This window comes from Exiguobacterium aurantiacum DSM 6208 (assembly GCF_000702585.1).
GTDB lineage: Bacteria > Bacillota > Bacilli > Exiguobacteriales > Exiguobacteriaceae > Exiguobacterium > Exiguobacterium aurantiacum.
Window position 1 is genome coordinate 721535 of sequence record NZ_JNIQ01000001.1, and the last position, 26983, is coordinate 748517.

25 protein-coding genes are annotated in these 26983 nt (G+C 55.2%); 15 read left to right on the forward strand and 10 right to left on the reverse strand.

Annotation, left to right across the window (positions count from 1 at the left end):
- Positions 1-98 precede the first annotated feature (98 nt).
- Entirely contained in the window at positions 99-350 is a 252-nt protein-coding gene (locus P398_RS0104050; RefSeq protein ID WP_024371234.1) for a hypothetical protein, read from the reverse strand.
- Positions 351-414: 64 nt separating this feature from the next.
- Here P398_RS0104050 and P398_RS0104055 point away from each other — a divergent pair, with 64 nt between their 5' ends.
- On the forward strand, positions 415-1206 hold the full coding sequence (locus tag P398_RS0104055) for an HAD-IIB family hydrolase (protein WP_051638859.1): 792 nt from the start codon (positions 415-417) through the stop codon (positions 1204-1206).
- A gap of 3 nt (positions 1207-1209) precedes the next feature.
- Here the strand turns inward: P398_RS0104055 and P398_RS0104060 are convergent, their stop codons facing one another.
- Complete coding sequence (locus P398_RS0104060; RefSeq protein WP_029334131.1) at positions 1210-1482, reverse strand: hypothetical protein; 273 nt, start codon at positions 1480-1482, stop codon at positions 1210-1212.
- A gap of 146 nt (positions 1483-1628) precedes the next feature.
- Positions 1629-1847, reverse strand: a complete 219-nt coding sequence (locus P398_RS16535; protein ID WP_231557568.1) for a zinc-ribbon domain-containing protein — start codon at positions 1845-1847, stop codon at positions 1629-1631.
- Positions 1848-1972: 125 nt separating this feature from the next.
- Between P398_RS16535 and P398_RS0104070 the strand changes: the two genes are divergently transcribed.
- The 3 genes from P398_RS0104070 (at position 1973) to P398_RS0104080 (ending at position 4311) form a co-directional block, all read left to right on the forward strand.
- On the forward strand, positions 1973-2215 hold the full coding sequence (locus P398_RS0104070) for a hypothetical protein (protein ID WP_029334132.1): 243 nt from the start codon (positions 1973-1975) through the stop codon (positions 2213-2215).
- 194 nt (positions 2216-2409) lie between these two features.
- Positions 2410-3870, forward strand: coding sequence for a UDP-N-acetylmuramoyl-L-alanyl-D-glutamate--2,6-diaminopimelate ligase (locus tag P398_RS0104075; RefSeq protein WP_029334133.1), 1461 nt, complete (start codon positions 2410-2412; stop codon positions 3868-3870).
- 96 nt (positions 3871-3966) lie between these two features.
- Positions 3967-4311: a general stress protein gene (locus P398_RS0104080; RefSeq protein ID WP_029334134.1), complete on the forward strand. Its 345-nt coding sequence runs from the start codon at positions 3967-3969 to the stop codon at positions 4309-4311.
- A gap of 56 nt (positions 4312-4367) precedes the next feature.
- Here the strand turns inward: P398_RS0104080 and P398_RS0104085 are convergent, their stop codons facing one another.
- Positions 4368-5363 carry an MDR family oxidoreductase gene (locus P398_RS0104085; protein ID WP_029334135.1) on the reverse strand — a complete coding sequence of 332 codons (996 nt, stop codon included), beginning with the start codon at positions 5361-5363 and terminating at the stop codon, positions 4368-4370.
- Positions 5364-5508: 145 nt separating this feature from the next.
- Here P398_RS0104085 and P398_RS0104090 point away from each other — a divergent pair, with 145 nt between their 5' ends.
- Positions 5509-5928, forward strand: coding sequence for a tellurite resistance TerB family protein (locus tag P398_RS0104090; RefSeq protein WP_029334136.1), 420 nt, complete (start codon positions 5509-5511; stop codon positions 5926-5928).
- A gap of 268 nt (positions 5929-6196) precedes the next feature.
- The gene (locus P398_RS0104095) at positions 6197-7288 is read left to right on the forward strand and encodes an RNA-guided endonuclease TnpB family protein (protein WP_029334137.1); all 1092 of its coding nucleotides are present in this window, start codon (positions 6197-6199) and stop codon (positions 7286-7288) included.
- 83 nt (positions 7289-7371) lie between these two features.
- Here the strand turns inward: P398_RS0104095 and P398_RS0104100 are convergent, their stop codons facing one another.
- The 3 genes from P398_RS0104100 to P398_RS0104110 all read right to left on the reverse strand — a co-directional run bounded on the left by P398_RS0104100 (position 7372) and on the right by P398_RS0104110 (position 8772).
- Positions 7372-7578 (reverse strand): hypothetical protein, encoded by a 207-nt coding sequence (locus tag P398_RS0104100; RefSeq protein WP_029334138.1) that lies wholly within the window; start codon positions 7576-7578, stop codon positions 7372-7374.
- 88 nt (positions 7579-7666) lie between these two features.
- Positions 7667-8368: an SDR family NAD(P)-dependent oxidoreductase gene (locus tag P398_RS0104105; RefSeq protein WP_029334139.1), complete on the reverse strand. Its 702-nt coding sequence runs from the start codon at positions 8366-8368 to the stop codon at positions 7667-7669.
- 11 nt (positions 8369-8379) lie between these two features.
- A complete protein-coding gene (locus P398_RS0104110) occupies positions 8380-8772 on the reverse strand; it encodes a GNAT family N-acetyltransferase (RefSeq protein ID WP_029334140.1) in 393 nt (130 codons plus the stop codon).
- 144 nt (positions 8773-8916) lie between these two features.
- Between P398_RS0104110 and P398_RS16325 the strand changes: the two genes are divergently transcribed.
- Positions 8917-9825 (forward strand): sensor domain-containing diguanylate cyclase, encoded by a 909-nt coding sequence (locus P398_RS16325; RefSeq protein ID WP_024371222.1) that lies wholly within the window; start codon positions 8917-8919, stop codon positions 9823-9825.
- A 98-nt stretch (positions 9826-9923) separates the two neighbouring features.
- Here P398_RS16325 and P398_RS0104120 read toward each other — a convergent pair whose 3' ends face one another.
- From P398_RS0104120 to mgtE, 3 genes are all read right to left on the reverse strand, one after another.
- Positions 9924-11390 carry an IS1182 family transposase gene (locus tag P398_RS0104120; RefSeq protein ID WP_029334142.1) on the reverse strand — a complete coding sequence of 489 codons (1467 nt, stop codon included), beginning with the start codon at positions 11388-11390 and terminating at the stop codon, positions 9924-9926.
- A 298-nt stretch (positions 11391-11688) separates the two neighbouring features.
- Complete coding sequence (locus P398_RS0104125; protein WP_029334143.1) at positions 11689-13470, reverse strand: solute:sodium symporter family transporter; 1782 nt, start codon at positions 13468-13470, stop codon at positions 11689-11691.
- 136 nt (positions 13471-13606) lie between these two features.
- Positions 13607-14965: a magnesium transporter gene (gene mgtE, locus P398_RS0104130; RefSeq protein ID WP_029334144.1), complete on the reverse strand. Its 1359-nt coding sequence runs from the start codon at positions 14963-14965 to the stop codon at positions 13607-13609.
- A 333-nt stretch (positions 14966-15298) separates the two neighbouring features.
- Here mgtE and arcA point away from each other — a divergent pair, with 333 nt between their 5' ends.
- The 8 genes from arcA (at position 15299) to cydC (ending at position 26976) form a co-directional block, all read left to right on the forward strand.
- Positions 15299-16528 (forward strand): arginine deiminase, encoded by a 1230-nt coding sequence (gene arcA / locus P398_RS0104135; protein WP_029334145.1) that lies wholly within the window; start codon positions 15299-15301, stop codon positions 16526-16528.
- Positions 16529-16545: 17 nt separating this feature from the next.
- On the forward strand, positions 16546-17574 hold the full coding sequence (gene argF / locus P398_RS0104140; protein WP_029334146.1) for an ornithine carbamoyltransferase: 1029 nt from the start codon (positions 16546-16548) through the stop codon (positions 17572-17574).
- Positions 17575-17622: 48 nt separating this feature from the next.
- The gene (gene arcD, locus P398_RS0104145; RefSeq protein WP_034798877.1) at positions 17623-19098 is read left to right on the forward strand and encodes an arginine-ornithine antiporter; all 1476 of its coding nucleotides are present in this window, start codon (positions 17623-17625) and stop codon (positions 19096-19098) included.
- A 15-nt stretch (positions 19099-19113) separates the two neighbouring features.
- Positions 19114-20076 (forward strand): carbamate kinase, encoded by a 963-nt coding sequence (arcC, locus tag P398_RS0104150; RefSeq protein WP_029334148.1) that lies wholly within the window; start codon positions 19114-19116, stop codon positions 20074-20076.
- Positions 20077-20258: 182 nt separating this feature from the next.
- Complete coding sequence (locus P398_RS0104155) at positions 20259-22601, forward strand: glycoside hydrolase family 31 protein (RefSeq protein WP_029334149.1); 2343 nt, start codon at positions 20259-20261, stop codon at positions 22599-22601.
- A gap of 121 nt (positions 22602-22722) precedes the next feature.
- Complete coding sequence (locus tag P398_RS0104160) at positions 22723-23412, forward strand: Crp/Fnr family transcriptional regulator (RefSeq protein WP_029334150.1); 690 nt, start codon at positions 22723-22725, stop codon at positions 23410-23412.
- 127 nt (positions 23413-23539) lie between these two features.
- Entirely contained in the window at positions 23540-25264 is a 1725-nt protein-coding gene (gene cydD / locus P398_RS0104165; RefSeq protein WP_029334151.1) for a thiol reductant ABC exporter subunit CydD, read from the forward strand.
- Positions 25261-26976 carry a thiol reductant ABC exporter subunit CydC gene (gene cydC / locus P398_RS0104170; protein ID WP_029334152.1) on the forward strand — a complete coding sequence of 572 codons (1716 nt, stop codon included), beginning with the start codon at positions 25261-25263 and terminating at the stop codon, positions 26974-26976. The genes cydD and cydC overlap by 4 nt, the downstream gene beginning before the upstream one ends.
- Positions 26977-26983: the final 7 nt, after the last annotated feature.

Below are 26983 nucleotides of genomic sequence, written 5' to 3' on the forward strand. Positions count from 1 at the left end.
GTAAGGGGGTCCCTTGTATTCATCTAACGAATGAAAACGTAAAATGGATGCTTGGATTAAGTGACAAATGCGTGAACGGCCTCATCACGATGGTGTGTTCAGCGTGAACACGCCGAAGAGGCAGCCCCGATTCGTCGGAAGATGAATACGTTCAAGCGGTTGAACAGGTGATAGGTCATATAGCTGAAGAGCGTCGCCGTCACGAGCGTCATCATGAACGTCACACCGTTCGAAAACAATTGTTGCCAAAACGGGAACGTCCGGACACCGAACAAAAAGGCGAAGACGAGACCGAATCCGGTCACGATTCCGCTATACTGACAGTAGGATCGACTAAACCAATTTTTCACATCGCTCATTCCTTTCGTACTTCAACTATACGAGATGGGGTATGACGACACAAGGAGGATGACTATGGAACGATTTTCAAAAGAAGGGCGGACGCTCGTCTGTTTTGATTTCGACGAGACGTACTTTCCTCATGCCTGCACACCCGAACAGCTCGAGGGGATACGGCGGCTTGAACAATTTCTCGAACAGCATGCGCATCGATTCTCGACGATGTGGGTGACCGGCAGCTCGTTCGAGTCACTGGCTGAAAAAACAAACCGGGCCTCGATGCGCTACTTCCCGCACCGGATCGCCTCGAGTCTTGGGACAGAACTGTATCACGTCAATGACAAGGGCGGTCTTGAGCTAGACACGGTATTTCAGCAAATGTTTCCGTCCGATTTCGTTGAGCGCGTCAATCGGACGATTGAGGTGTTGCGACGTCTCGGTATTGAACTTGAGCCACAAACGAGCGTCGGACGGAACCCGTGGATGTATAACTATTACTATCACGGCGACGACATGACGACGCTGCAGCTGATTCGTTCACTCGTAGAAGAGGCGGGCATCGCGGCAAACGTCAGTCGTTGTAACCCGCTCGCTGGAGATCCGGACGGGTCCTATGACATCGACTTTATCCCGCATGGGGCCGGGAAGACGGCAGCGGTCGACTACGTCTGTGAGCACTTCTCGTTCCGGTCCGAAGAAGCGTATGCGTTCGGAGACAGCGGCAACGATTTAGAGATGTTGAAGCGGGTCGGGAACGGCTACGTGCTCGGAAACGGCACGGAGCAGGCGAAGAAGGGACATCACCGCGTGACCGAGAAGTCGTATGCGGCAGGGATTTTAGAAGTGTTGACGCGAGAGGTCGAATGACGCTCAAGCGCTCTGCAGCAGCTGGCGAGCGGCCGTCTCGGCCCGGGCGAATAGCCTGAGCCGTAACGATGTGGTTTGAATATCGAATGTTTGAGGGGTGCGCCACAACTCGTTAAACACTTCGAGCAGTGCGGCTTCGGCCAATTCGGCCCGTGTCGTCAAACGGAGTGCGGTTAAGTAGAGGACCCGCTCGTATCGGTCGTAGAGGAGCTCGAACGCAGAGGTGTCTCGTTGGATGATTCGTTCGAATAATTCGTGGTCGGATAAGAATGACATCGTGAACTCCTTTGAAGGCACATCGTGGCCCGGAAATGGACATAGCAGTAATAGGCCTATTCCCTGTCTCGAATTGACTGTAAACGATAACATCTCGATTCGAGCACATTCAAAAACCCGAAAGCGCGATGCAATCGGGTATCGGTTCAAAATGAGGTGTAGCAGTGGGGGCACGTCTGCGTGTTCCCGCCTGAACGTCTGAACGTCTTTTTGCAGTTCGGGCACGTGACGGTTGCACTGTCCGCCCCGAACAGGCTGCCGCGATTGTATAACACGTTTTTTAAATTCGGCAACGCCTTGGCCGCAAATACCATCGAGATGAATAAGACCAAGGCCAAGATTCCAAGCATGACATACGTCGTCATCGACAACGCTCCTTTCGTTTGAATACACTACTCCTAGCATACTCGAAAACGGCGCACCATACACCTCTAGACTAGAAATACGAACTTTTGTTCGGTATAATGAGAGTACGAGGGAGGGAGATAGGATGAGAGACGAATTGTTGCGTGATATGCGGATCGGCCGGTTGGTGGAGTTGATGTATATCGATCGACACGGAGTGATTTCAAAACGTCGGGTCAAGCTGTTGAAGTTGCAAGGGGAGCGGGTCATCGCCTGGGATGTGACGAAACGGGCGCGCCGCTCGTTCTATATCGACAGAGTGCTCGCCTGTCTCCCGACGATTGAACGAGAGGGGCGGCATACGATGCCTCCACGTCTGGCCCGCTAAAGGATTTTCGCACGACGATGACGAATCCATGTCCTGAACTCAGAAAACGGGTTTGGGATTTTTTTGATGGGACGGTTGTTTTCCTATGAAAAAGGGAAGTAATATATTTGTCATCTCCATTACACCTAAAATCGAGTACCATGACGATAAGGTTTGCGAACCTAGCGACACCCATGAGAAAGGAAGTACACAGCATGAGGACGAAACGTTTATCCGCCATTCTAGGAAATGAGATGGATGACATCGAATGTGATCCATGGGTGACCGGAATTGAAACGGATTCCAGGAAGGTCAGTCCAGGGAATTTGTTTATTTGCATCCGCGGTTATACGGTGGATGGGCATAAATTTGCTGAGGACGCCGTCTCTAAAGGAGCGAGCGCCATCATCTCGGAATATCCGCTTGAACTTGACGTGCCGAATATCGTCGTCGCGGATACGAAACGGACGGCCGGTATTGTGGCCAGTGCGTTTTACGATCATCCGTCGCACCGCATGCGCGTCTATGGCGTCACCGGGACGAACGGGAAAACGACGACGGCGACACTTACGTACGACTTGTTCCGGTTATCGGGACGCCCGGTCGGGATTGTCAGTACGATCGGCGCTCGTTATAAAGACAAGACGTTAAGCACACCGAATACGACACCAGAGGCCGTCGTTTTGCACCGGATCTTGGCTGAAATGGCCGACGCGGGTGTGACCGACTGCGTCGTCGAGGTGTCTTCACATGCGATGATGGAAGGGCGCGTCGAAGGCGTGCATTTTCATGCGGCAGCGTTCACGAACTTAACGCATGATCATCTTGATTATCATCGCTCGATGGATGAGTACGCGCGAGCGAAAGCCCGTTTGTTCGAGCAAGTCGAACAGACAGGGGGCGATGCGATTATCTTGAACGCCGAGGACGAGGCGAGTACGATCATGGCGTCGTTCGCACCGACACGTCGGCGTGTCATGTATAGCACGCATACGAACGTGCCGGCCGATATTCAAGTCATCTGGCTAGACGATACGGTACGCGTCAAAGTGAACGCCATGACGATCGAGGTGCCTGTCCAGTTCATGGGCGCGTTCAACGCCGCCAACCTGGCCGCAGCCATCGGACTCGTGTCGACGTCCGAGCTGATGCTTCGAGCCATCATCGCCAACGTCCCGGGGCTCACGCTGCCAAAAGGTCGTCTTGAACGGCTCGATACGGAAGATGCGGAAATTTATATCGATTATGCGCACACGCCGGACGGTCTAGAGAAATGCTTATCGACGCTTCAAAAAGGCGAACGGCATCTCGTCGTCGTCTTGAGCGCGGCCGGTGACCGTGACCCGACGAAGCGGGCCGAGATGGGACGGATCGCGAGCCGTTATTCGAACGATTTGATCGTGACGGTACACGACGTCCGCAACGAGGACCCGAAACAAATCATCGACGGTCTGTTAGAAGGGGTCGATGCGGACACGCGTTACGTCACGTTCGAAGAGCGCCGCGCAGCACTTCGCCATGCGGCTGTCCAAGCGCTCGAAGGGAAGCGCGTCGTCGTCGTCGGAAAAGGACACGACCACGTCGAGCGGATCGGCAGCGAGGCGGTTCCGTTCAATGAATCGGATATTTTATTGGCAGAATTAAAAAATTTAAAAGGCCAAGAACCGGCCATTTGACGAAACGATGACAAATGTCATCGTTTTTTAATGTGTGAGTTCAAAGGAAACAGGAAATACCTATTAATGTAACGCTATTGAAGGAGGAGATTAGACATGTCAGTTTTGTACAAAGAGTTTACAAACGATGAAGAAGTCGTCACCGCCATTCAATCGATGAAAGCAAAAGGGGTCGACGACTCACATATTTACGTCATCACGCATGATGATGATCGGACAGACCGAGTTGCGGACAACGCGGACGCGAATACGGTGTCCGCATCGGACGTCGGTCTCGGCACGGCCGCAAAAAACTTGTTCCGCAAAAAAGGGGACGAGTTGCGGGCCCAATTCGAACAGCTCGGTTTTTCGGCGACAGAGGCGGACCAGCTCGAGAAGAAGTTAGACCAAGGCAAAGTCATCGTCGTCGTCAAAGACGCACCGAACGGCTTCACGTTGTAACCTCACCATGAAGAATACAGAGACAGGGCTGAATCAATCGATTCAGCCCTGTCGTGTTATGAATGGAGTCGAATGACGGTCCGACCGCTCAATTCACCACGCAGCATCGCCTCGGCGTTCCGGGGGACGTCATGAAGCGGGATCTCGTGGACCATATGGTTGAGCACGGTCTGGTCGACCAGCTCATGAAGCCGCTCCCAGGCGGTGACCCGCCGCGAGACGGGCTGCATCACCGAGTCGATCCCGATGAGGCGGACGCCCCGTAAGATGAACGGATAGACTGTCGTGTGTAGTTCGTGACCGCCGGCGAGTCCACAAGCGACGACCGTTCCCTCGTAACGGGTCCGGCTCAAAATATTGCCGAGTGTCTCTCCACCGACCGAGTCGATGGCGGCGTCGAACCGTTGTTTGTCAAGCGGCCGGGCCGGACCTTCTAACTCGCTCCTGGCCATGATGTTCTCGACGCCGAGCGCACGTAGATACGCCGGGTCGGTCTTTCCGGTCGAGGCGAGCACGTGATACCCGAGCTTATGGAGAATGGCGATAGAAAAGCTACCGACACCGCCCGACGCGCCTGTGACAAGTACTTCTTGTCCCGGATGGATCTGTTCATGTTCGAGCGCCTCGACGGCGAACATGGCGGTCAGACCAGGAGTCCCGAGCGTGATGGCGTCCCGCATCGACATACCTTTCGGCAGTTTGACGAGCCAATTCCCCGGGACTTGCGCATAATGGCTGAATCCGCCAAAATGCCGCTCGCCGATGCCGAAGCCCGTCGCGATGACCTCGTCCCCTTCCTTGAAGTCGAGATGGTCGGAAGAAGCGACTTTCCCAACGAATTCACAGCCGGGAATGAACGGATAGTCATTGATGATCGAGCCGGATCCGGTCAAAGCGAGCGCGTCTTTGTAATTGAGTGCCGAGTAATGGACCTCCACTAAGACGTTGCCAGCTTCTTCTTTCGGCAACGCCTCTCGTTGCACGTCTGTCACTTCAGCGTGCAACCGATCGTCTTGCTTGTCGAGGACGAGTGCTTGAAATGTGTTGTTCATCGTCAAATTGCCCCTTTCTCTATGAGAGATGCTATCACCATCTATCATACCCGTCTGTTGAAAATATATACACGAATGTTTCGTTATGAGCAGATGTGGAATGGTATAATGGAATAGATTCAACTAGAGTGAGGAGGAATGTAGCATGCGGCACGATGACTATGAGTTTGACGAAGAAGTAGAAGAAGGCGAACTGTTTAACGTATACGACATTCTGCCGCCAGACGGTACGATTCTCGAGATGGCGACTGCCGAAGAGATGGTCCGAGCGGCGGAGCTTGAAGCGAAGCATCACGCGCTTCAACGTATCCAAGACTCAAACTTCCAGTTATCCGGGGTGACGTTCAAAGAGTTGCTCACAGAGTTCGAGCGATACGAGCAAGAATCGATGGAGTTCTGGACGGGCGTGTACAGCCGATTGCGCATTCCATGGGCGTGGACGATCCGAATCGATGTGGCCAATGGCCCGATTCACGTCGTCAACGACCGTGACATCTTTATCGACGAAGAAAACTTCGAAGAGTATGATTTCGACGACTTCATCGATGAAGAAGACGAAGATTGAATCAAAAACGTCTTTCCCTCACTCAGTAGGGAAAGACGTTTTTTTGACGGTTTTTAACTGATTTAGGCGAGAATTCTCCCACCTCTAAGCGTCTCAGGGCATGGTCCAGCGTAGGTGGGAGATGAATCGCCGGTCCCCGACGCCTTTGGCCACCGCTGTGACAGAAAAGCGAACAAAAGTTCGTAATTCCGTCAGATTTCCTCGCCCCTTCCGCGGGTATCGGTATGGGACGAGAATCATCCCGACACCGGGCAAAGGAGGGGCGGACATGCTGAAGGGCTACAAATACCGGCTCCACCCGACCGCGGCACAGGCCGAGTTCCTGGTCAAGACGATCGGCTGTGCCCGCTTCATCTACAACAAGCTGCTCGAGGACCACATCAAGATTCACGAGGAGGCGAAGGCGAGCGGCGGACCGAGGCGGAAACCGCCGACGCCGGCCTCCTACAAGCCGCTGTTCCCGTTCCTGTGCGAGGCGGACAGCCTCGCGCTCGCGAACGCGAAGCTGCACCTCGACGCGGCGTTCGCGAGGTTCCTCGCCGGGACGGCCGGCTTCCCGGTGTTCAAGTCGAGACGGAGGTCGCGCGCCTCCTACACGACGAACAACCAGCACGGCACGATCCGCATCGAGGCGGGAAAAGTCCGTCTGCCGAAGGTCGGGTTCATCCGGTTCACACAGCACCGCGGCTTCGACGGGGAGATCCGCTCCGCGACCGTGTCGATGACACGGACGGGCAGGTTCTTCGTGTCGCTCCTCGTCGAGCAGGCCGACGAGCCGTTTGTCCCGGCAGAACATAAGATCGGGATCGACCTCGGCCTGGAGCACTTCGCCACCATGACGAACGACGACCTCGTCACGGAGAAGATCCCGAACCCGCGCAACCTACGGAAGGCCGAGGCGCGGCTCAAGCGGGCGCAACGCGCGCTCGCCCGCAAGAAGCCCGGCAGCAGGAACCGCGAGAAGGCGCGGCTCCTCCTCGCGAAGAGACACGAGCAGGTCAAGAACCGACGGTACGACTTCCTCCACAAGCTGTCCCGACGAATCGTCGACGAGAACCAAGTCGTCGTGGTCGAGACGCTCCGAACGAGGGAGATGATGCAGGACCGCCGCCTCTCGAAGTCGATCGGGGACGCCGGATGGGGCGAGTTCGTCCGCCAACTGGAATATAAGGCGCGATTCCATGGCCGGACGCTCGTCAAGGTCGACCCGTGGTTCGCCTCGACCCAGGTCTGTTCGGCCTGCGGCGAGAACGGCGGCAAGAAAGACTTACAAACCCGGGAGTGGACATGTGCCGCGTGCGGCGCGCACCATGACCGCGACGTCAACGCGAGCCTCAACCTCTTGTACTTAGCCGATTGAAACAACCAGGGCAGGGACTGCCCGACGAGCTTGGCCCATAACCGTGGCTAATCAAAGCACGGCCTTCCCAAGAAGCTCCCACTTCAGGCTGCGAAGCAAGCAAGTGGTGAGTAGTTCACGTCCGACCGTACCTGGACGACTTCCGTCGCCCCGAACCAAAGCCCGACGCTCGAGAGAATCGACACACCGCTCACCATCGCCCCGACGATGGCCGTGTCGCCGATCATCGCGAACGAGAGGGCAAGGCAGAACAAGCCGAAAAAGAATAACCCTCCTGCGATTGTCTTCATGACACCATCACCCTTTCTGCTTTTGTCTGACTTCAGTGTAGACGCTTAAGAACAGGAGGGGTGGGTGAATTTTAATCCGGGTTAAAAATTAAATGAGGTCGTAAATCGAATACGTCTTCCCGTTCTCAAACGGCGTATCGATCATATGCTCGATCAAGACACGGGCCACGGTTTCCGGAGAACGGAGCCGGCCTTCCGCGACGTATGCCTGAAATTGTTCGACGTCTCGGAAAGCGTCTTTTGACGAGGCGCGAATCGTCGCTTGCATCGATGTGTCCATGACACCCGGATTGAACAAGGCGGCCCGGTGGTGCGTGTCGGTCAGCTCGAGGGCGAGTGTCTCTGTGAAGTGATCGAGCCCGGCTTTCGTCGCGCAGTACGCGCTCCAACCAGAAATCGGCCGTTTGGCGGCGCCCGACGTCACGTGGATGAACGAGACCGGCAACGTATAATGGAGCACATGGTTGGCGAGGAGTATCGGTGCGAGCAAGTTGGCTTGGACGTGCGCCGTTAGCTGTTCGGGGTCTAACCGTCCGACCCGATGAATCGGTTCGATCAGCGCCGCATTTTGGATGACGAGGAGCGAATCAGCGCGTTCGATGAGCGGACCGCATTGTTCGAGCGCGTGAAGTAGGCTCACAGAATCGGAGAGGTCGACGCTCACATGGCGAAACGGGGCATCGCCTTGCGTGCGCGAGAAGTTGACGACCTCGTAATCCCGTTTCGATAGTTCTTCGGCAATGGCGCGGCCGAGGCCGCGTGAGGCACCGGTGACGATGGCAAGTTTCATCATTTTTCCTCCTATTCATGTATCGTTTTACGATAACCGTAAAACGGACGGAAGTTCAATTTCTCATAGTACGTCTGCGAGGAGGCGCTCGCAAGCATCTCGAGACGTGTCGTCGGATAGAGCGAATGCACGTGGGTCAAGAGCTGTTCTCCAAGGCCGAAGCGGCGGTGCGAGGCGGCGACGAGCAGTTCACAAACGTACAGGCTCACGGCCGTGTCGGTCAGCCCGCGGACATATGCGACGACCACCCCGTCGTCTTCGATGACATAGGCGACGTTCGAGTGGCGCCACGCCTGTCTCGTCTCGTCGGAGCACGCGACGAGCTGTGTCCATCCTTCAGCCTCATTCAACGCTTGGATGTGTTCGAAATCTTGTTCATCATAGTGTCGAATTCGCTGTTCCATGTCAGGCCTCCATCCTTCATATCGTGTGGCACATCACGGACGAAAATCAAAAAACCATTCCCCTAAATAATGGATGAAGCATAGGTGGCCGACATTCTCCGTGATAAGATAAACGAAGATTTCAGACAAGGGGGAGGGGACGTCATGATCGAGTTGTGGAGCGGGATTGCCATTGGCATTAGTTTATCATTCATCGCCTATAAAATTCGTGGTCGATCCAAGCACTCAGATGAGACGTTGGGCCGTTTCACCGATCAAATGAAAGACGTCATCTACATATTTGACGTGAAGCCCGTCTTTCGGTTTCGCTACATCAGCCCGTCCCTCGATGACTATTTGGGAGAAGGAACGGTCGCCCAAAACTATGAAGATCCATATGATTGCTTTCGCCGCATCCATCCGGACGACTATGAGCTGCTCGTGAATAAAGTGACGGGACACGTCAACTATGACGAGCCGATTTTGCAACGCTGGCAGACGAACGACGGTCGATATTTGTGGTTTGAGGAGTATACGACCCCGATCTATGAAGGAGCCGAGCTCGTAGCCGTTCAAGGTATCATCCGAAACGTCGAGGCCGCGGTAGCCGAGCGAGAGGCGCTCGTGTATGAGAGCCGTCATGACAGTTTGACCGGGGTATGGAATCGGCGCGCCTTTGACGAGACGATTGACAGATGGAAAGACAAATCGATCGCCATCGGTGTGATTATCGTCGACTTGAACGACTTGAAGCGGGTGAACGATGAGCACGGTCACTCGGCTGGCGATCAACTGTTGCAACGAACAGCCCACGTGTTGACGAGTCGCAGCCTGAAAGTGTATCGGCTTGGCGGGGACGAGTTTGTCGTCCTCATGAGCGAAGTGGCGCAATCGTTGTTTGACCAACTCTCTCTCGACATCCGTGACGCGTTTGACGAGGCCAAAATCTCGGCTGCGCTTGGGTCCGCGTGGCATGAGCAGGTATCGGATTTCAAAGCGTTGTACGATGAGGCGGACCGTAACATGTACGTCCATAAGCATAGGTTAAAACAAGAAACCTCACTCGTCCATTGACGAGGGCACTGAAAAACCTCCGCTCTATCCGAGCGTGAAAAGAAAAAAGGGGGATTGAACCGACTCACGTCGGGACAATCCCCCTTTTTTCCTTGCCCTCATCCTGTATTTTCTTTTCGAAGGGCGATGATTCGCTTCAGGTTGACCGCAATGATTGCCATCACGCCCTGTAACGTCATGCCTTTCAGGTCTGACGTCTTGTTGCGCGCCAGACCTTGCGGGTTCTTCAATTGACTATTTTTCGCCTCGATGGCGAAGCGCTTGCGGCGATAGTCCTTGAACTCATCCGTCTGCTCGTACTCGTACTGTTCGCTATGCTCCCTCGATTTCAAGGACACGCTGTACGTTTTCGATTTTGCACCATTCTTGTAACAGCCATTGCGCAACGGGCATTGCTTACAGAGCTCAATATCGAAATAATGCGTTTCTTTCTGGTTTTTACCGATGTCCTTTGTCCCTGTCCGGGCCTTCCGGATGGCCATGTGCCCGGCGGGGCAGACGTAGCGTTCGGCATCCTTGTTGTAGGTGAACCCCTCACCGCGGTTATCAGCCGGCGAATAGACACGCGGATTCAACGGGGCGACAAGCTTACATCCTTGTGAGGCAGCGTAAATCAGGTTGTCACGGCCAGAATAGGCGGCGTCACCCACGATGTGGTCGAACTCGGCACCGGCTAGATGGCTCTTCTCAACAAGACTCGCCAATTGTGGCCCGTCTGCCACCTCGCCAGATGTGACGACGACAGCCGTGATGATGCCCTCCTCCGTCATCGCGAGATGGTGCTTGTAGCCGAAGAACGACGAGTCGGCACTCTTGTGCCCCGTCCGGGCATCGCTGTCTTTGGACACCTGCAGCTCGACATGCGCATCCTCCGCTAGCTCACGCACCCGGTTCACCTGGTCTCGGATGTGCTCGCGAAACATCAGCTCGGGCATCCCGGTCTCGACGGTCTCTGCGACGGCAAGCGCATAGGCGAGGAGTTGGTCGATATCCTCCTCGTCGACCTTTTCCGGGAAACGACCTTTCGCATCGACCGATGATTGGTAGCACGCTTGTCTCAGGCGTTTCGTCTCGTCGATGATTGCCTGTCTGATCGGTTTCTGCCCGTACCGGGCCCGTGAATGGGTCGCGTCGACGATCAATGTCCGTCCCTTGAGCAGCCCCATCCCTTTCGCGACCTCGACCGTGTGCCCGATCAACTTGTCGAGCAGCTCGTCGTCGTCCATGCGCTGACGACGGAACTTCGTGAGCGAGGAGGGGTTGATGACGTCATCTTCCGGTGCCAGGTCCAGAAAATATTTGTAGGTGAGGTCGGTCTTCGCCCGTCTGACGAGGTCGACGTCGGACAGGTTCGAATGCGCCTTCAGGAACAGATATTTGAACATCCGGACAGGATGGACGGCCATCCGACCGTTGTCGTGGCAATACGTATCCTCGAGTAGGTCCGTGATAAAATCGAACGAGACGAGGTCATGGATGAGCCGCAGTTCGTCATCGGCCGGGATTAACAGGTCATAGAGGGCCGCACACGGGCTCGGCGGCATGTTGGGCAGGTCAGGCATCATCGGGATCGCCTCCAGATTGGTTGGTTACAGTCAGTATAGTCCGGAATGTCAGGCGCGTACAGCGCCGCCCGAGGGCACGCCGACTCCCGGGGAATCAGCGGGCAAGGCGAGACCCAGCAGCGACGACGTCGCGATGCGGCTCGGCGCCCGCCCCCAGGAAAGCGGCGTGCCGGACAGGGCGGCTGAAGGGCAATGAAAACAGAGGAGCGCCATCCCTTCCGGGACGACGCTCCTCTGTTCAAAAACATTTGAAGTTTTTCAGTGCCCTCTCCATTGACAAGTGAGGTTTTCCTATCGCTTATGATCCGCTCGCTTCTTCACGTTCTGTTTCGGTCGTGCCGAGGTTGTTCAAATACAACTCATAGCGCGGGAGCCAGTAACGATATGATACAAAGACGAGTCCTGTCGTCACGGCAAACAAACCGAGCGTCGCTGGCCAGAACCAACGAGAGACGATGCCATCCGCGTAGGCGAGGCCAATCGGCGAGAACACGAAGTAGACGAACACCATTGAGGCGACCAAGATAACGGACGTCGAGATCGCGTGACGCCATGGTTTGACACGGCCGAGTTCGATGCGAATCGGGTTAATACGTTGCAGCGGCCGCAGTTTGGCGAACAAGAGCATGATACTCGTCTCGATGACGAACAAGAGGCCGTAAATGTGGATGAAATTGATGCCGATGTCGAAGCCGAACCACTGCTCGGTTCCCCAGACGAGGAAGTAATACGTGACGACGTGGAACACGATCACGATTTTAGCAGCGAGCGCAGGCACGCGTTTCACGAGCATGCCAATCAAGACGATGACGAGAATCGGGATGTTGAAGAAGCCGGTGAAGCGTCGAATCAAGTCCCACAGTCCGTCCGGTGCATACATCAAATTCGGGGCGACGAAGAACGACACGAGCGCGACGAACGTCCCGAACCATTTGCTGACGCGAATCAAATCTTGGTCCGACGCGTCCGGTTTGAACTTCGGTTTATAAATATCGAGCACGAACAACGTGGCGATACTGTTCAAGAGCGAGTTGAACGAACTGAATACGGCCCCGAGCAAGACGGCGAGGAAGAAGCCCATCAGCCACATCGGCAACAAGTCGGCGATCAGACTCGGGTAGGCGAGGTCGGCTTTGTCGACGTTCGAACCGTATAAGTGAAACGCGATGATGCCCGGTAGCAACATGAAGATCGGGACGAGTAACTTCAAATAACCGGTGAACAGCACCCCTTTTTGTCCTTCCGCTAAATTTTTCGCACCGAGCGCACGCTGGATGACGTACTGATTGAGCGCCCAGTAGAACAAGTTCGCAAAGATCATTCCTGTAAAAATAGAGAGGAAAGGAACCGAATCGTTCGAAGACCCGATAGCATTCAGCTTCTCCGGGTTTGACGTCGCGATCGTCTTCATCCCATCGACGAGACTGCCGTCACCGAGGGTGATAAACCCGAGCGTCGGGACGAGAAAACCGATGATGACGAGTCCGATGCCGTTCAGCGTATCCGAGACGGCGACGGCGCGGAGGCCACCGAAGATGGCGTAAATGGCCCCGATGATCCCGATGAACCAAATGACCATCCAAAGCGCCTGTTCGAAGCTGACCCCGAGCAACTCAGGCACGTCGAACAGCTGCAAGACGGCGAGTCCGCCCGAATAGAGCATCGACGGGATCGTGACACACATGTAGCCGAACAAGAACAATAGGACGGTCAAGCGACGGACGTCCTCATCATAGCGTTGGCTCAAAAATTCTGGGATGGTCGAGATGCCGATCCCGAGAAAGCGTGGTAGTAAAAAGAGTGCCATGATGATGGCGGCAATCCCGGCGGTCACTTCCCATGCCATCGCGGACATGTTGCCGGCGAACGATTGGCCGTTCAATCCGATCAACTGCTCGGCCGACAAGTTCGTCAATAAGAGCGACCCGGCGATAAAGAGACCGGTCAACCCGCGTCCGGCGAGGAAGTAGTCATCGGCGCTTTCGACTTTTCCACGTGTCATTCGATAAGAGACGTAAGCGACGAGCCCCATGAATAGGGCCCCGGTAATCAATATGTAAACGACTTGCTGAATGGTCATATGAGAGACCCCCTTTGGTTTCTTCTTATTTATAAGTATTTAGTTGTAATACCCATTCAGGCGGGCAATCATTTCCCGTTTTCTCGTCTGTAAACAAAACGTAACAAAAAAAGACACATGCGCAACGGCATGTGTCTTAAAGGAACTGGAGCATCGATGTGGCGACCGTGAAGTAAATGATCAAGCCGAGGTTGTCCATCAGTGTCGTGATGAACGGGCCAGAGGCGACGGCCGGGTCGAGTTTCAGACGGTTGATGAGGAGCGGGATGAGCGTCCCGACAGTAGTCGCCACACTGAGCGCGGCGAAAATGGAGATACCGACGATGAGACCGATTAAGGCGTTGTCATAGAGAAACGTGATGACGCCGAAGATGACGACCATACAGACGACTCCGAGAATGACCCCGGTGCCGAACTCGCGTCGTACCATTTTGATGACATTTTTTCGATTGATCGTCCCGAGCGCGATCGAGCGTACGGCGACGACGAGTGACTGGGTGGCCGCGTTCCCCGCCGATCCCATGACGAGCGGCATGAAGACGGCTAGGAGGACGATCGTCTCGAGCGTCTCTTCGAAGCCGCCGATCGTCGAGGCGGTGATCATGCCGAGAAACATAAGGCTGATGATCCACGGGGCTCGTTTTTTCGCTGCTTCGAGCGGTCCCATATTGATGTCGGACGATCCTTTCGTCGCGGACAGCTCCTCGAAGTCTTCTGTCGTCTCGCGCTCGATGACGTCCATGACGTCATCGACCGTGATGATGCCGAGCAATTTCTCTTCATCGTCGATGACAGGCAGGGCGAGAAGGTCATACTTTTGGACGGTCCGGGCCAAATCTTCCTGGTCGGTGAGCACGTTCGCCGAGACGACACGGCTTCCCATGATGTCGGCGATTCGAGCGTCTAACGGTGACACAATCAAGTCACGGAGTGAGACGACGCCGACGAGGCGTCCCGACGCGTCGATGACGTATAAATAGTAAATCGTCTCGGCATCTGGTCCGAGGTCGCGCAATTCTTCGAGCGTCTCACCGACCGTCTTGTCGGCTTTCAAAACGACGAATTCGGTCGTCATGACCGCTCCGGCCGTATCGTCCGGGTAGCGCATCAAGTCTTTGACTTCGGTCGCTTCGGTCTCATCCATTTGTTCAAACAGTTCGTTCATAAAGTCGTCAGGGAGCTCGTTCATCAAATCGGCCGCGTTGTCCGAGAACATGTCGTTCAAGACGCGGACGGCGTATGGGCGCGGCATCTCTTGGATGAACCGCTCTTGATTCTCGAGGTCGAGCTTTTCAAACAAGTCCGTAAACAATTCCGGCGTCAATGCTCGATAGACGAACTGTCGATCGGATTGCTCGAGTTCGACGAACAAGTCGGCTTGCTCACCGGGGTGTAACGTCAGGAACAAGTCGCGGAAATCGACCGGGTCCCCTTTTTGAATGAGCGCGGTCACTTGAGCTTGGTGACGCGCATGTTCTGTACGTTCGATTGCCATCGACTCACTTCCTTTTCATAAAAATCATGAGGCACGTCACTATCTTACCTTATCAGCCTTAAAAAAAAATAATGAATTTTTTTCACAATGCATACAACGATTATTCACAGGCACCTTTTCTACACTCTTGTTCATTCGTTCACAACCGTTTGTTCATTCACTTTCATCAATCTTTCATTCATTTGACTGTGGAATCCACCACACGTACCTTGTCGGACTTACCCGTCCCGATATGGGGTAAGTTGATAAGGTAAGGGTAGCAACACACCCGAAACACTAGGAGGAAGCGAGATGATAACGATGATGGATCAACAGACCTCACGGGATACAACGCTGAAACATCCAATCCACGTGTATTCAGAAATCGGCGAACTTAGGACGGTGCTTCTAAAACGTCCGGGACGCGAACTTGAAAATTTAACCCCCGAATATTTGGAGCGACTCCTCTTTGATGACATCCCACACTTACCGGTCATTCAAAAAGAACACGACTACTTCGCGAGCGCGCTCCAAAATCGCGGTGTCGAAGTGCTCTATTTGGAGAAGTTGATGGCAGAGACGTTGTCGCTCCCGGGTGTGCGTGAACGTTTCGTCGCCGACATCTTGTCGGAGTCGAAATCAAACATTAACGGCTCATATGAGACGCTCAAGGAATATTTGCTCGCGTATGACAATGAACAACTGATCGAGACGGTCATGGCCGGGATTCGTAAGTCGGAGATCAAGCCGGAGAAGCGGCGTCACTTGCACGAGATGATCGAAGACACGTATCCGTTCTATCTCGACCCGATGCCTAACCTTTATTTCACGCGTGACCCGGCCGCGGCAATCGGACATGGACTATCGATCAACCGCATGAAAGAACCGGCACGCCGTCGTGAGTCGTTGTTCACGCAATATATCATGAAGTACCATCCACGGTTTGCCAAACACGATATCCCGATTTGGTCGGACCGAGATTACCGATTCGCGATGGAAGGCGGCGATGAGCTCGTCCTGTCGAAAGAAGTCGTCGCCATCGGGATCTCAGAGCGGACGACCGCCCAAGGCATCGAGCGGGTCGCGCTCAACTTGCTCAAAAACGGCGACACGTTCCAAAAAGTCATCGCGATCGAGATTCCGAAATCTCGGGCGTTCATGCACCTCGACACCGTCTTCACGATGGTCGACCACGACAAGTTCACGATCCATCCATTCATCCAAGGCCCGGAAGGCAAGATGAACATCTTCGAACTGACGTTGAACAAAGAAGGCGAACTTCACATCACGCAACATACCGATTTGTTGCAAGTGTTAAAACGTGCCCTCGGGCTCGATGAGATCGTCCTCATCCCTTGCGGGGGCGGAGATCCGATCGCCGCGGCGCGGGAACAGTGGAACGACGGCTCGAACACGCTCGCGATCGCACCGGGCGTCGTCGTCACGTACGACCGCAACTACGTGTCGAATGAACTGTTACGGACGGAAGGCGTCGAGGTCATCGAAATCATGTCGAGCGAGTTGTCACGCGGCCGTGGGGGCCCGCGTTGCATGAGTTGTCCAATTATACGTGAAGATATTTGACGAGGAGGAACATGAACATGTCCACAACGTACAATGTTGATTTGGTAGGTCGTCACTTTTTATCGCTCAATGAGTTTTCCCCGGACGAACTGAACTACTTGATTGATTTGTCGGCCGCGTTCAAGCGTCAAAAGAAACAAGGGATCCCGCATCGGGTCTGTGAAGGCAAAAACGTCGCCTTACTGTTTGAAAAGCCGTCGACGCGGACGCGGTGCGCGTTCACGGTCGCGGCCGTCGACCTCGGCATGCATCCGGAATATCTCGGTAAATCGGACATCCAATTCGGTAAAAAGGAATCGGTCCGTGACACAGCGATCGTCCTCGGTCGCATGTTTGACGGAATCCAGTTCCGTGGCTTCGCCCATGCGACGGTCGAAGGACTTGCGCGTGATGCGGGCGTCCCGGTATGGAACGGGTTGACCGATTTGTATCATCCGACACAAATCTTGGCCGACTTCTTGACGGTGAAAGAACAAAAAGGGGACCTCGCCGGCATTCGCTTCGTCTATGTCGGCGACGGCCGGAACAATATGGGCAACACGTTATTGATCGGCGGCGCGAAAGTCGGGATGGACATGCGGATATGCGCACCGAAGTCATTGTGGCCATCAGACGAGGTCGTTGATTATGCGCGGTCCGTGGCGGCTGAAACCGGGGCGACGATCACGTTGACCGAGAGTATCGATGAAGCGGTCGCCGACGCCGACGTCATCTACACCGACGTCTGGGTGTCGATGGGAGAAGAAGCGGAGTTCGCTGAACGGATTAAGCTCCTTCGCCCGTACCAAGTGAACATGGAGATGATCGAGAAGACAGGAAATACGGACGTCATGTTCTTGCATTGTCTGCCGGCGTTCCATGACTTGGAGACCGAGGTCGGTCGCGCGATGTTTGAAGAACATGGCTTGAAAGAGATGGAAGTGACGGATGAAGTGTTCCAAAGTCGCCACTCGTTCGTCTTTGATGAGGCGGAAAACCGGATGCACACGATCAAAGCGGTCATGGCAGCGACACTCACCGATACGTTTGAGTGGCTTGAACGTTGAAGAAGGGGAGGGCATCCTCCCCTTACTTAATCGAAAGGGATGAGTTAAATGTCTACGAAATTAGATCATGACTCAAGCGGTTCCGTTGGCGCAAGTCCTAGTCCGAAAGACAAACGGTTAGGGCTCGGGGCCCTGACGGCGCTCGTCGTCGGTTCGATGATTGGCGGTGGTGCCTTCAACTTGGCAGCCGACTTGGCGCAAGGAGCGAACGCGGGTGCGATTCTCATCGGCTGGGTCATCACCGGTATCGGGATTATCACGCTCGGTCTCAGTTTTCAAAACTTGACGATGCGGCGTCCCGATCTCGACGGCGGGGTATACAGTTACGCCCGAGCCGGATTCGGCCAGTTCGTCGGGTTCAACTCGGCTTGGGGCTATTGGCTCTCGGCTTGGCTCGGAAACGTCGCCTACGCGACGCTGCTGTTCAGTTCGGTCGGTTATTTCTTCCCCATCTTCGCAGGCGGTCAAAACATCGCCTCCATCATCGGGGCATCGATTATGCTCTGGCTCGTCCACTCACTCATTTTACGAGGTATCCATGAAGCGTCGATGATTAACATCATCACGACGATTGCGAAACTCGTTCCGATTTTTGCCTTCATCACCATCACTTTGTTCTTCTTTAATCTGGACAACTTCACGTTCGACTTTTGGGGCCAAGGCGGCTTCTCGTGGGGTAGCGTGAAAGACCAAGTCGTCTCGACGATGCTCGTCACGCTCTGGGTGTTCATCGGGGTCGAAGGGGCTGTCGTCTTGTCCGGTCGGGCCCGGAAACGCTCAGATGTCGGGAAAGCGACGGTCATCGGTCTCCTCGGGACGCTCGTCATTTATTTGCTCATCTCGGTCATGTCGCTCGGGCTGATGAATCCAGAAAATGTCGCGAACGCTTCCCAACCGGCGATGGCTTATTTGTTGGAATCTGCCGTCGGGCCATGGGGGGCAATGCTCATCAACGGCGGTCTCGTCATCTCTGTGCTCGGGGCATGGCTCGGTTGGACACTTCTCGCAGCCGAGATCCCTTACGTCGCCGGAAAAGACGGCGTCTTTCCGAAATGGTTCACGAAAGAGAATAAGAACAACGCACCGGCCAATGCGCTCTGGCTCACGAACGGTTTGATTCAATTGTTCCTCTTCACGTTCTTGTTCTCGGACGCCGCCTACAACTTTGCGTTCTCGCTCGCCTCAAGCGCCATTTTGATTCCGTACGCATTCTCCGCGTTCTATCAAGTGAAAGTGGCGAAAGGTGGCATCGGCTATAACGCAGGTGAACGACGAACGCGTGACTTGATCATCGGGGCGGTCGCTTCGATTTACGGCATCTGGCTCATCTACGCGGCTGGCGTGGATTACCTCTTGTTGACGACGATGCTGTACGCGCCAGGTACGCTCCTTTATGTGAAGGCACAACGTGAGAACGGCATCAAGACGTTGACGAGAACAGAATGGATCGTCGCCGGCATTTTGACGGCGCTCGCCATTGTAGCGGTCGTTCGCATCGTCACAGGTAACATCTCAGTCATTTGATCGGGGGAAACAGACATGGTGAAAAAACGCGTCGTCATTGCGTTAGGCGGGAATGCGATCCAACAAGGGAAAGATGCGACGGCCGAGGCCCAAATTCGTGCCGTCGAAACGACCGCTGAGGCGCTCGCAGGATTGATTGAAGAAGGAATCGATGTCATCATCACGCATGGGAACGGTCCGCAAGTCGGCAACTTGATGTTGCAACAAGCGGCTGCCGACAGTGAGGCGACGCCGGCGATGCCGCTCGACGTCTGCGGCGCGATGACACAAGGCATGATCGGCTATTGGTTTGAAAATGCACTCACAAAAGCGCTTCGGGCCCGCGGGCTCGAACGTTCGGTCGCCCCGATCGTCACTCGGGCCGTCGTCGATCCAAACGACAGCGCCTTCAGTCACCCGACGAAACCGATCGGCCCTTTCTATTCACAGGAAGAAGCGATACGAATCGAACGAGAGAGCGGCTACGTGTTCAAAGAAGATGCCGGTCGAGGATATCGCCGGGTCGTACCGAGTCCGTTCCCGGTCGCAATCTGTGAGCATGCGGTCATCCGCGACCTCGTCGAGAGGGAACATATCGTCGTCGCCTCAGGCGGGGGCGGCATCCCGGTCGTCGACACGCCAGACGGCTATGTCGGGGTCGAAGCCGTCATCGACAAAGATTTCGCCGCCGCGAAACTGGCCGAACTCGTCGAAGCAGACATGCTCCTCATCTTGACGGCGGTCGACCACGTATACGTCAATTTCGGGACGTCTGAAGAAGCGGCTCTCGAAGAGACGACGAAAGAGCAGCTCGAGACGTACATCGCGGAAGGACAGTTCGCACCGGGCAGCATGTTGCCGAAAGTACGGGCCGCTCTCCAATTCGCGGAAACGGGAGAAGGTCGCGTCGCTGTCATCACATCGCTCGCTCAAGCACGGACGGCCGTTCGCGGCGATATCGGGACGAGGGTTCGTCTGGCCGCTACGTTACAGCAATAAAAATTATCGGACACCGTGGCTTGCCGCCACGGTTTTTTTGATGAAATCGCCTTGCGTCGTTTTCAAGGCGACGACATCGGGAAGGGAAGTTGTATGTCGAAACAGACATTGCGATCATCATTGGTGTAAACGGTTGCACTATATTGGGAAGGAAGTGACGAAGAGCGGCGACGCTCAATTTTATGCGCCTATTTGAACAAGAGAACGTTTATACGAAGCAAATGAAACCGCAGGCAGACGAACGTGCCATCGTCCAAGGAAGTTGTTATCGCTTCACCGTGCTCACGAGTCAATTGATTCGGATGGAGTACGCCGAGGATGGTGTGTTTGAAGATCGACCGACCCAAGTCGTCTGGAATCGTGACTTCGAGGTGCCAGAATTTCGTGTCGTCGAAGACGACCATGAGCTCCAAATCATCACCGAACACGTCCATTTGTACTATACGAAAGGACATTTCGCTCCGAACACGCTGTATGTCGACGTGAAAGGAAACTTCAGCACGTATTACAGCCGCTACACGTTCCAAGGTCCGGAGCGGACGCTGAAAGGGACGGCCCGTACGCTCGACCATGTCGACGGCGCGACCGAACTCGGGGAAGGGGTCGTATCAAAGCAAGGCTACGCGGTCATCGATGATTCGAGTTCGTTCATCATGACGGACGATCGCTTCGTCGAACCGAGGCGAAAAGGAATCCATGATTTATATTACTTCGGCTACGGACACGAGTATCGTCGAGCACTTCGCGATTTTTATCAGTTGACCGGCCCGACGCCACTTCTTCCCCGTAAAGCACTCGGCAACTGGTGGAGCCGCTATTGGCGATACGATGAGACGGAGTATAAGGCGCTCATGCGCCGCTTCAAAACCGAGGACATCCCGTTCTCGGTCAGTGTCATCGACATGGATTGGCACGTCACGGACGTCCCAGAGGAGTACGGGAGTGGGTGGACCGGATATTCTTGGAATAAAAACTTGTTCCCGGACCCGAAAGGCTTCTTGACGTGGCTAAAAGAAGAAGGCCTTCTCGTCACGTTGAATTTACATCCGGCTGACGGGGTGCGTGCTTTTGAAGACCAGTACGCGGCGATGGCCGAGGCGATGGGGGTCGACCCGGCGACGGGCGACCGGATCCCGTTTGACTTCTCTGACAAACGTTTTATCCAGGCGTACTTTGAACAGATGCATAACCCTCACGAGGCGGACGGCGTTGATTTTTGGTGGATCGACTGGCAACAAGGGTCGACGTCGAAGATGGAAGGGCTCGATCCGCTCTGGATGCTCAACCACTACCACGCGGTCGACATCGCCCGCGACGGCAATCGCCCGCTCATCTTCTCTCGTTATGCCGGACCGGGGAGCCACCGTTACCCGATCGGCTTCTCGGGGGATACACTCATCTCATGGGCGTCGCTCGCGTTCCAACCGTATTTCACGGCGACGGCGGCCAACATCGGATATGGGTGGTGGAGTCATGACATCGGAGGTCACTACCGCGGTGCGAAAGACGACGAGCTCGCTGCCCGCTGGGTCGCCTTCGGTGTGTTCAGCCCGATCATGCGTCTTCACTCGACGTTTAGCATCTTCAACGGCAAAGAGCCTTGGCGGTTCGGCTTAGAGGCCGAACGTTCGATTAAATCGTTCTTGCGCCTGCGTCATCAGCTCCTCCCGTATTTATATACGATGAACTGGCGCAATCATATAGAGGCGACCCCGCTCATCTTGCCGATGTATTACGATCATCCTGACGAGGAGGCAGCCTATGATGTGCCGAACGAGTACTACTTCGGCAGCGAGTTGATCGTCTCGCCGATCGTCGAACCGATGAACGAACGCCTTCACGTCGCCGCGACGAACGTTTGGTTGCCGCGCGGCGACTGGTTCGACTTCTTCACGGGGCATCGTTATGGCGGCGACAAGTCGTTGCGGGTGTTCCGCGGTCTCGATGAACAGGCCGTATTCGCGAAAGCCGGGGCCATCATCCCGATGGCGAGGCACCACTCGGGACGTAACGACACGGACAATCCAGAAGCGCTCGAAGTCGTCATCTTCCCGGGCGCCTCGAACACGTTCACATTGTATGAAGATAACGGAACGGACCGGGCGTATGAGACCGGGGCTTTCGCAGAGACGACGTTCACCCTCGATTGGGAGGCAAGAAGCCTTCACATCGAGGTGTCGGGTGACCGAACGGTGCTGCCGTCACAGCGCGACATCACGTTACTCGTTCGTGGGGTGACCGGGAACGGTGAATACAAGCAAGAGACACAGACGCTCCGAATCGAACTCGGGACGATCGAGGCGGAAATGACGGTGGAGCTGCCGGTCGAACTGACGACGAACGACCATCGACTCGACCGGCTCTATCGCTTCCTCGACCGCGCTGAAATCTCGTATGACTTGAAAGACCGACTTTACCGGATGGCGACGGCGAAGACGCGACTCGAGGCGTGGTTGTTCGATTTGCACGCGCTGGAGCTCGAGCGAGATCTTCAAGATGCGATCATGGAACTGATGCTAGATTGAAGAGGGGGATTTCCCCTCTTTTTTCTTGTCAGAAAACTGTCGGAATTTGAAAGCGTTTACATAAGGGGGGTCCGTTATACTTAAGAGAGAAGAAGCTGATTGAGGAAGTGAGGGATGCACGATGTCACAACGATGGACCATCGACGACTTGAGACAAATCGATGTCTTTCAAAAGTGTGCTAGTCGCGAATTGGAGACACTCCTGCCGCACGTTTACTGCCGCACGTATCGAAAAGGACAGATTCTGTTTATGGAAGGTGACCCACGCGAGCGCGTCTATTTTTTGATGGACGGCTACGTCAAACTCGAACGGTTAAATGAAGCGGCGACTTATCAATATGCAGACTATTTGAAACCGAAGCAACTGTTCCCATACAGCGGCATGTTCACAGAGACATATTATCGGCACTCGGCGGAAGCGCTCACCGACATCTCGGTCATCTACATGCCGACCGACCGTTTCGAACAACTCGTCTCGAGAAACGCGACGATGCTCCTGCATATTGTCGGACAGATGAACCGGATTCTTGACCTGCACGAACGGCGTGTTCAAGAGATCATTACGCCGAGTGCGACCGATCGGGTGTTGAACACGATCCATTACTTGATCGAAGACCTCGGGGAACGCGATGCCGACGGGGTCCGGGTCCGTTGTCCGTTCACGACGGTCGAGCTGTCACGCATCTCAGGGACGTCACGGGAGACGGTCTCGAACATCTTGTCTCGGCTCCGAAAAGAAGACATCCTTCAAGTGGAGGCTCGTCAACTCGTCACCGAACATCCTGAATACTTCGAGCAAGCGAGCCATTGACACCGTTCTAAAAGGACGGTGTTTTTTTGCATGTCCCGTTAAGCGAAGCGTTCGCTATGAAACGATTCATACGATATAATTAGTGAGAATCATCACAAAGAAATGATGTTATGGATTGTTAGAAAGGATGAACGCAGTGAAACGACTGCAAGCTCTCGCTTTAGCCGAAAGACGGCATATCGTCGGGCTCGTCATCGCGGCCGTCATGATCGGCTTGTCGATATTGGCCCAGGCATATTTGATCGTCGATGTCGTCGATCGAGTTTTCTTAAAAAATGAATCATTTGAAAGTGTCCTCCCAGCGCTCGGATGGCTCGTCCTCGCCCTGCTCGTGCGGGCGATGTTCGGTTACGTCTCGGGCCGAATCGGGGCGAGTCTGGCGGAGAAGGCGAAGCGGACGCTAAGGCGCCAGTTGCTCGACCGCTACACGTCGAATCCGATCGAGACCTCGCTGTCTGGTCAGTCCGGGAAAAAAGTGAGCGTCTACATGGATGCGGTCGATGAAGTCGATGCTTATTTCAGTCAATACTGGCCGCAAGTCATCCAAACGTCGATCATCCCGCTCCTCATCCTCATCGTCGTCTTCAGCCAACATTGGATCTCAGGCGTCATCATGATGGTGACGGCACCGTTCATCCCGATTTTCTTCATCATCATCGGGATTGCGACCCAAAAAAAGTCTGAACAACAGATGGAGAAGATGAATCAGTTCTCGGGTAAGTTTTTGGACGTCTTGCAAGGCTTGACGACGCTTAAGCTCTACGGGCGGACCGAACGGGAAGCCGAAGCCATCGAGAAGAGCAGCCTTGATTTTCGGGATGCGACGATGGTCGTCTTGAAGACCGCTTTCTTGTCCGGACTCATGCTCGAGTTTATCTCGATGCTCAGCACCGGCGTCGTCGCGCTTGAAGTCGCGCTTCAGATGGTCGTCTGGCAAAACTTGACGTTTTTCGCAGGGTTCTTGATTCTCGTGTTGGCACCTGAATATTACCTTGCCATTAAAGATTTAGGCGGGGCGTTCCATACCGGTCGCGGCAGCATGGGCGCGGCCGACCGGATTTTCGAGGCGCTCGATGCTCCTGAGGAACGCATCACATGGGGCGACCGTGTATTGTCGAACCGCACCCCGGAGCTCGCCCTCGATGGCGTCTCGTTCCAATATGAAGGCGGGCGCTTTACGCTCCATCCGCTCAGCGGCAACATCCCGGCTCGCTCCCACGTCGCGTTGGTCGGAGCGAGCGGGTCAGGGAAGACGACCGTCTTGAACGTCTTGTCCGGACTCGTCAATCCGGACGCCGGGCGAGTTCTTGTGGACGGCCAGCCGCTCCAGACGTACACGGATACGTCTTGGTACGGAACGGTCGGATACATCTCACAAAACCCTTACTTGTTCGCCGGGACGCTCGCTGACAACATCGCGCTCGGCGAAACGGCCGACGAGGCGGCCATTCTGCGGGCGGCGGAAGCGGCGGGGCTCACCGACGTCATCGATCACTTGCCGGACGGGCTCGATACCGAGCTCGGGGAAGGCGGTTACGGACTCTCAGGCGGCGAACGGCAACGACTCGCTCTCGCCCGCGCCTTCTTGAAGCGGCCGGGCATCATCTTGTTCGATGAACCGACGACAGGGCTCGATTTGATGACCGAACGGATTGTCCGGCGGTCGATTGAGGAATTGTCACGTGACGCGACGCTCGTCACCGTCGCGCACCGCCTGCACACGATCAAGCAGGCTGATGCGATTTGGTTCATGGAAGAAGGCGAGCTCGTCGCGCGTGGGACGCATGAACAGATGCTCGATGTGCCGGCCTACGCCGACTTGTTCGCACTGCAGAAAGGAGTGAGCGGATGAGTTCACTTTGGACAATCACCAAATGGATGATGAAAGAGAAGAAGGATATCGTCCTCTCGGTCTTCTTCGGTTACGTGGCCGGGATTGCCGCCGTCGCGTTGTTCGCGGCGAGCGGGTATCTCGTCTCACGGGCCGGGCTCGTGCCGCCGCTCTATGCGCTCATGATCCCGGTCGTCTTGATCAAATTGTTCGGCGTCATCCGGGCAAGCGCGAGGTACCAAGAACGCCTCGCGTCGCACCGGGCGACGTTCACGATTTTGAGCGAACTTCGCGTTCGGTTTTATCGACAGCTCGAACCGCTCGTCCCGAACATCTTTGCGAAGTACCGGAGCGGGGATTTGCTCGCGCGTGTCGTCGGGGACGTCGAAAGTTTACAGAATTACTTTCTGCGCGTGTTCTATCCACCTATCATCTTAGTGCTCGTCTTCATGAGCACGATCTTTTTCGTCACGTACTTCTCATTGTTCGTCAGCCTTTGGATCTTGTTTGGCGTGTTCGTGACCGGATTTTTGATTCCGGTGTTGTTCGCCGGGATCCGCGCCAAACACGACCAAGAGATTCGGGCGTTGCGCGGTGACTTGTCGAGCGGGATGACGGAGATGATGTACGGTTATCGAGACTTGTTGCTGCATGATCAACTCAGTCGCACGCGAGACGATTTACTCGATCGAAGTGATCGATACGCTGCGGTGCAGCGGCGAGACGTGACGAACCAGTTCTTCAACTCGTCGCTCGTCGTCGGGGCATCTCTCCTCGTCTCGTGGGGAGTGCTCGCCATCGGCGCTTACCTCGTCGTCGGAGGAGATCTCGACGGGCTCTTCCTGGCGATGCTCATCATGATGTCGCTCACGGCGTTCGAGAATGCGACACCGATGGCCGTCTTCCCGGGTCATTTTGCGGACAGCAAACAAGCGGCTGACCGATTGCTCGAGGTCGTCGCCCCGAGCGAGGCGATCGAGGCGGCAGAGGCCGCACGACATCCGATCTCGCTTCTGGCGGCGCCAGCGCTCAAAGTCGAGGGCGTGAGCTATCGCTACCCGGACACGTTCCGTGACGTTCTCGTCGACGTCGACGCCACGTTCGCGAGCGGAACGAAAACGGCAATCGTCGGACCGAGCGGGTCGGGGAAATCGACGCTCTTACAGTTGCTCCTCGCTTTTATTCGCCCCGATGAAGGAAACGTCCTCATCGACGAGTCGCGCCTAGACGATGTCACCCAGGCGTCGGTTTGGGAGCACGCGAGCGTCGTCCTGCAAGAGAATCACTTCTTCTTCGGGACGGTGCGCGACAATTTGGCGCTGGCCGGTGAACATGCGGACGACGCGATGACGGCAGCGCTCAGAAGCGTCCGGCTCGACTTCTCACTCGATGAACCGGTGCTTGAGAAAGGGGCCAACTTGTCGGGCGGAGAACGTCAACGACTCGCCATCGCCCGGGCGCTGCTCAAAAACGGCTCGCTCTGGCTTCTCGACGAGGCGACCTCGGCGCTCGATGCGCGGACCGAGGCGGATGTGTACGCCGCGATGTTCGACACGGCACAGGCGTCGACGCTCATCATGGTCAGTCACCGTCTGAACGGCCTCGAGGCGTTCGATCAAATCATCGTCATGGAAGCTGGCCGTGTCATCGAGGTCGGTTCGTACGAGGACTTGATGCGAAGCCGTGGCACGTTCTATGCCTTGAAGCAAATCGAGCAAGATGTGTTCGCCTAAATGAAAA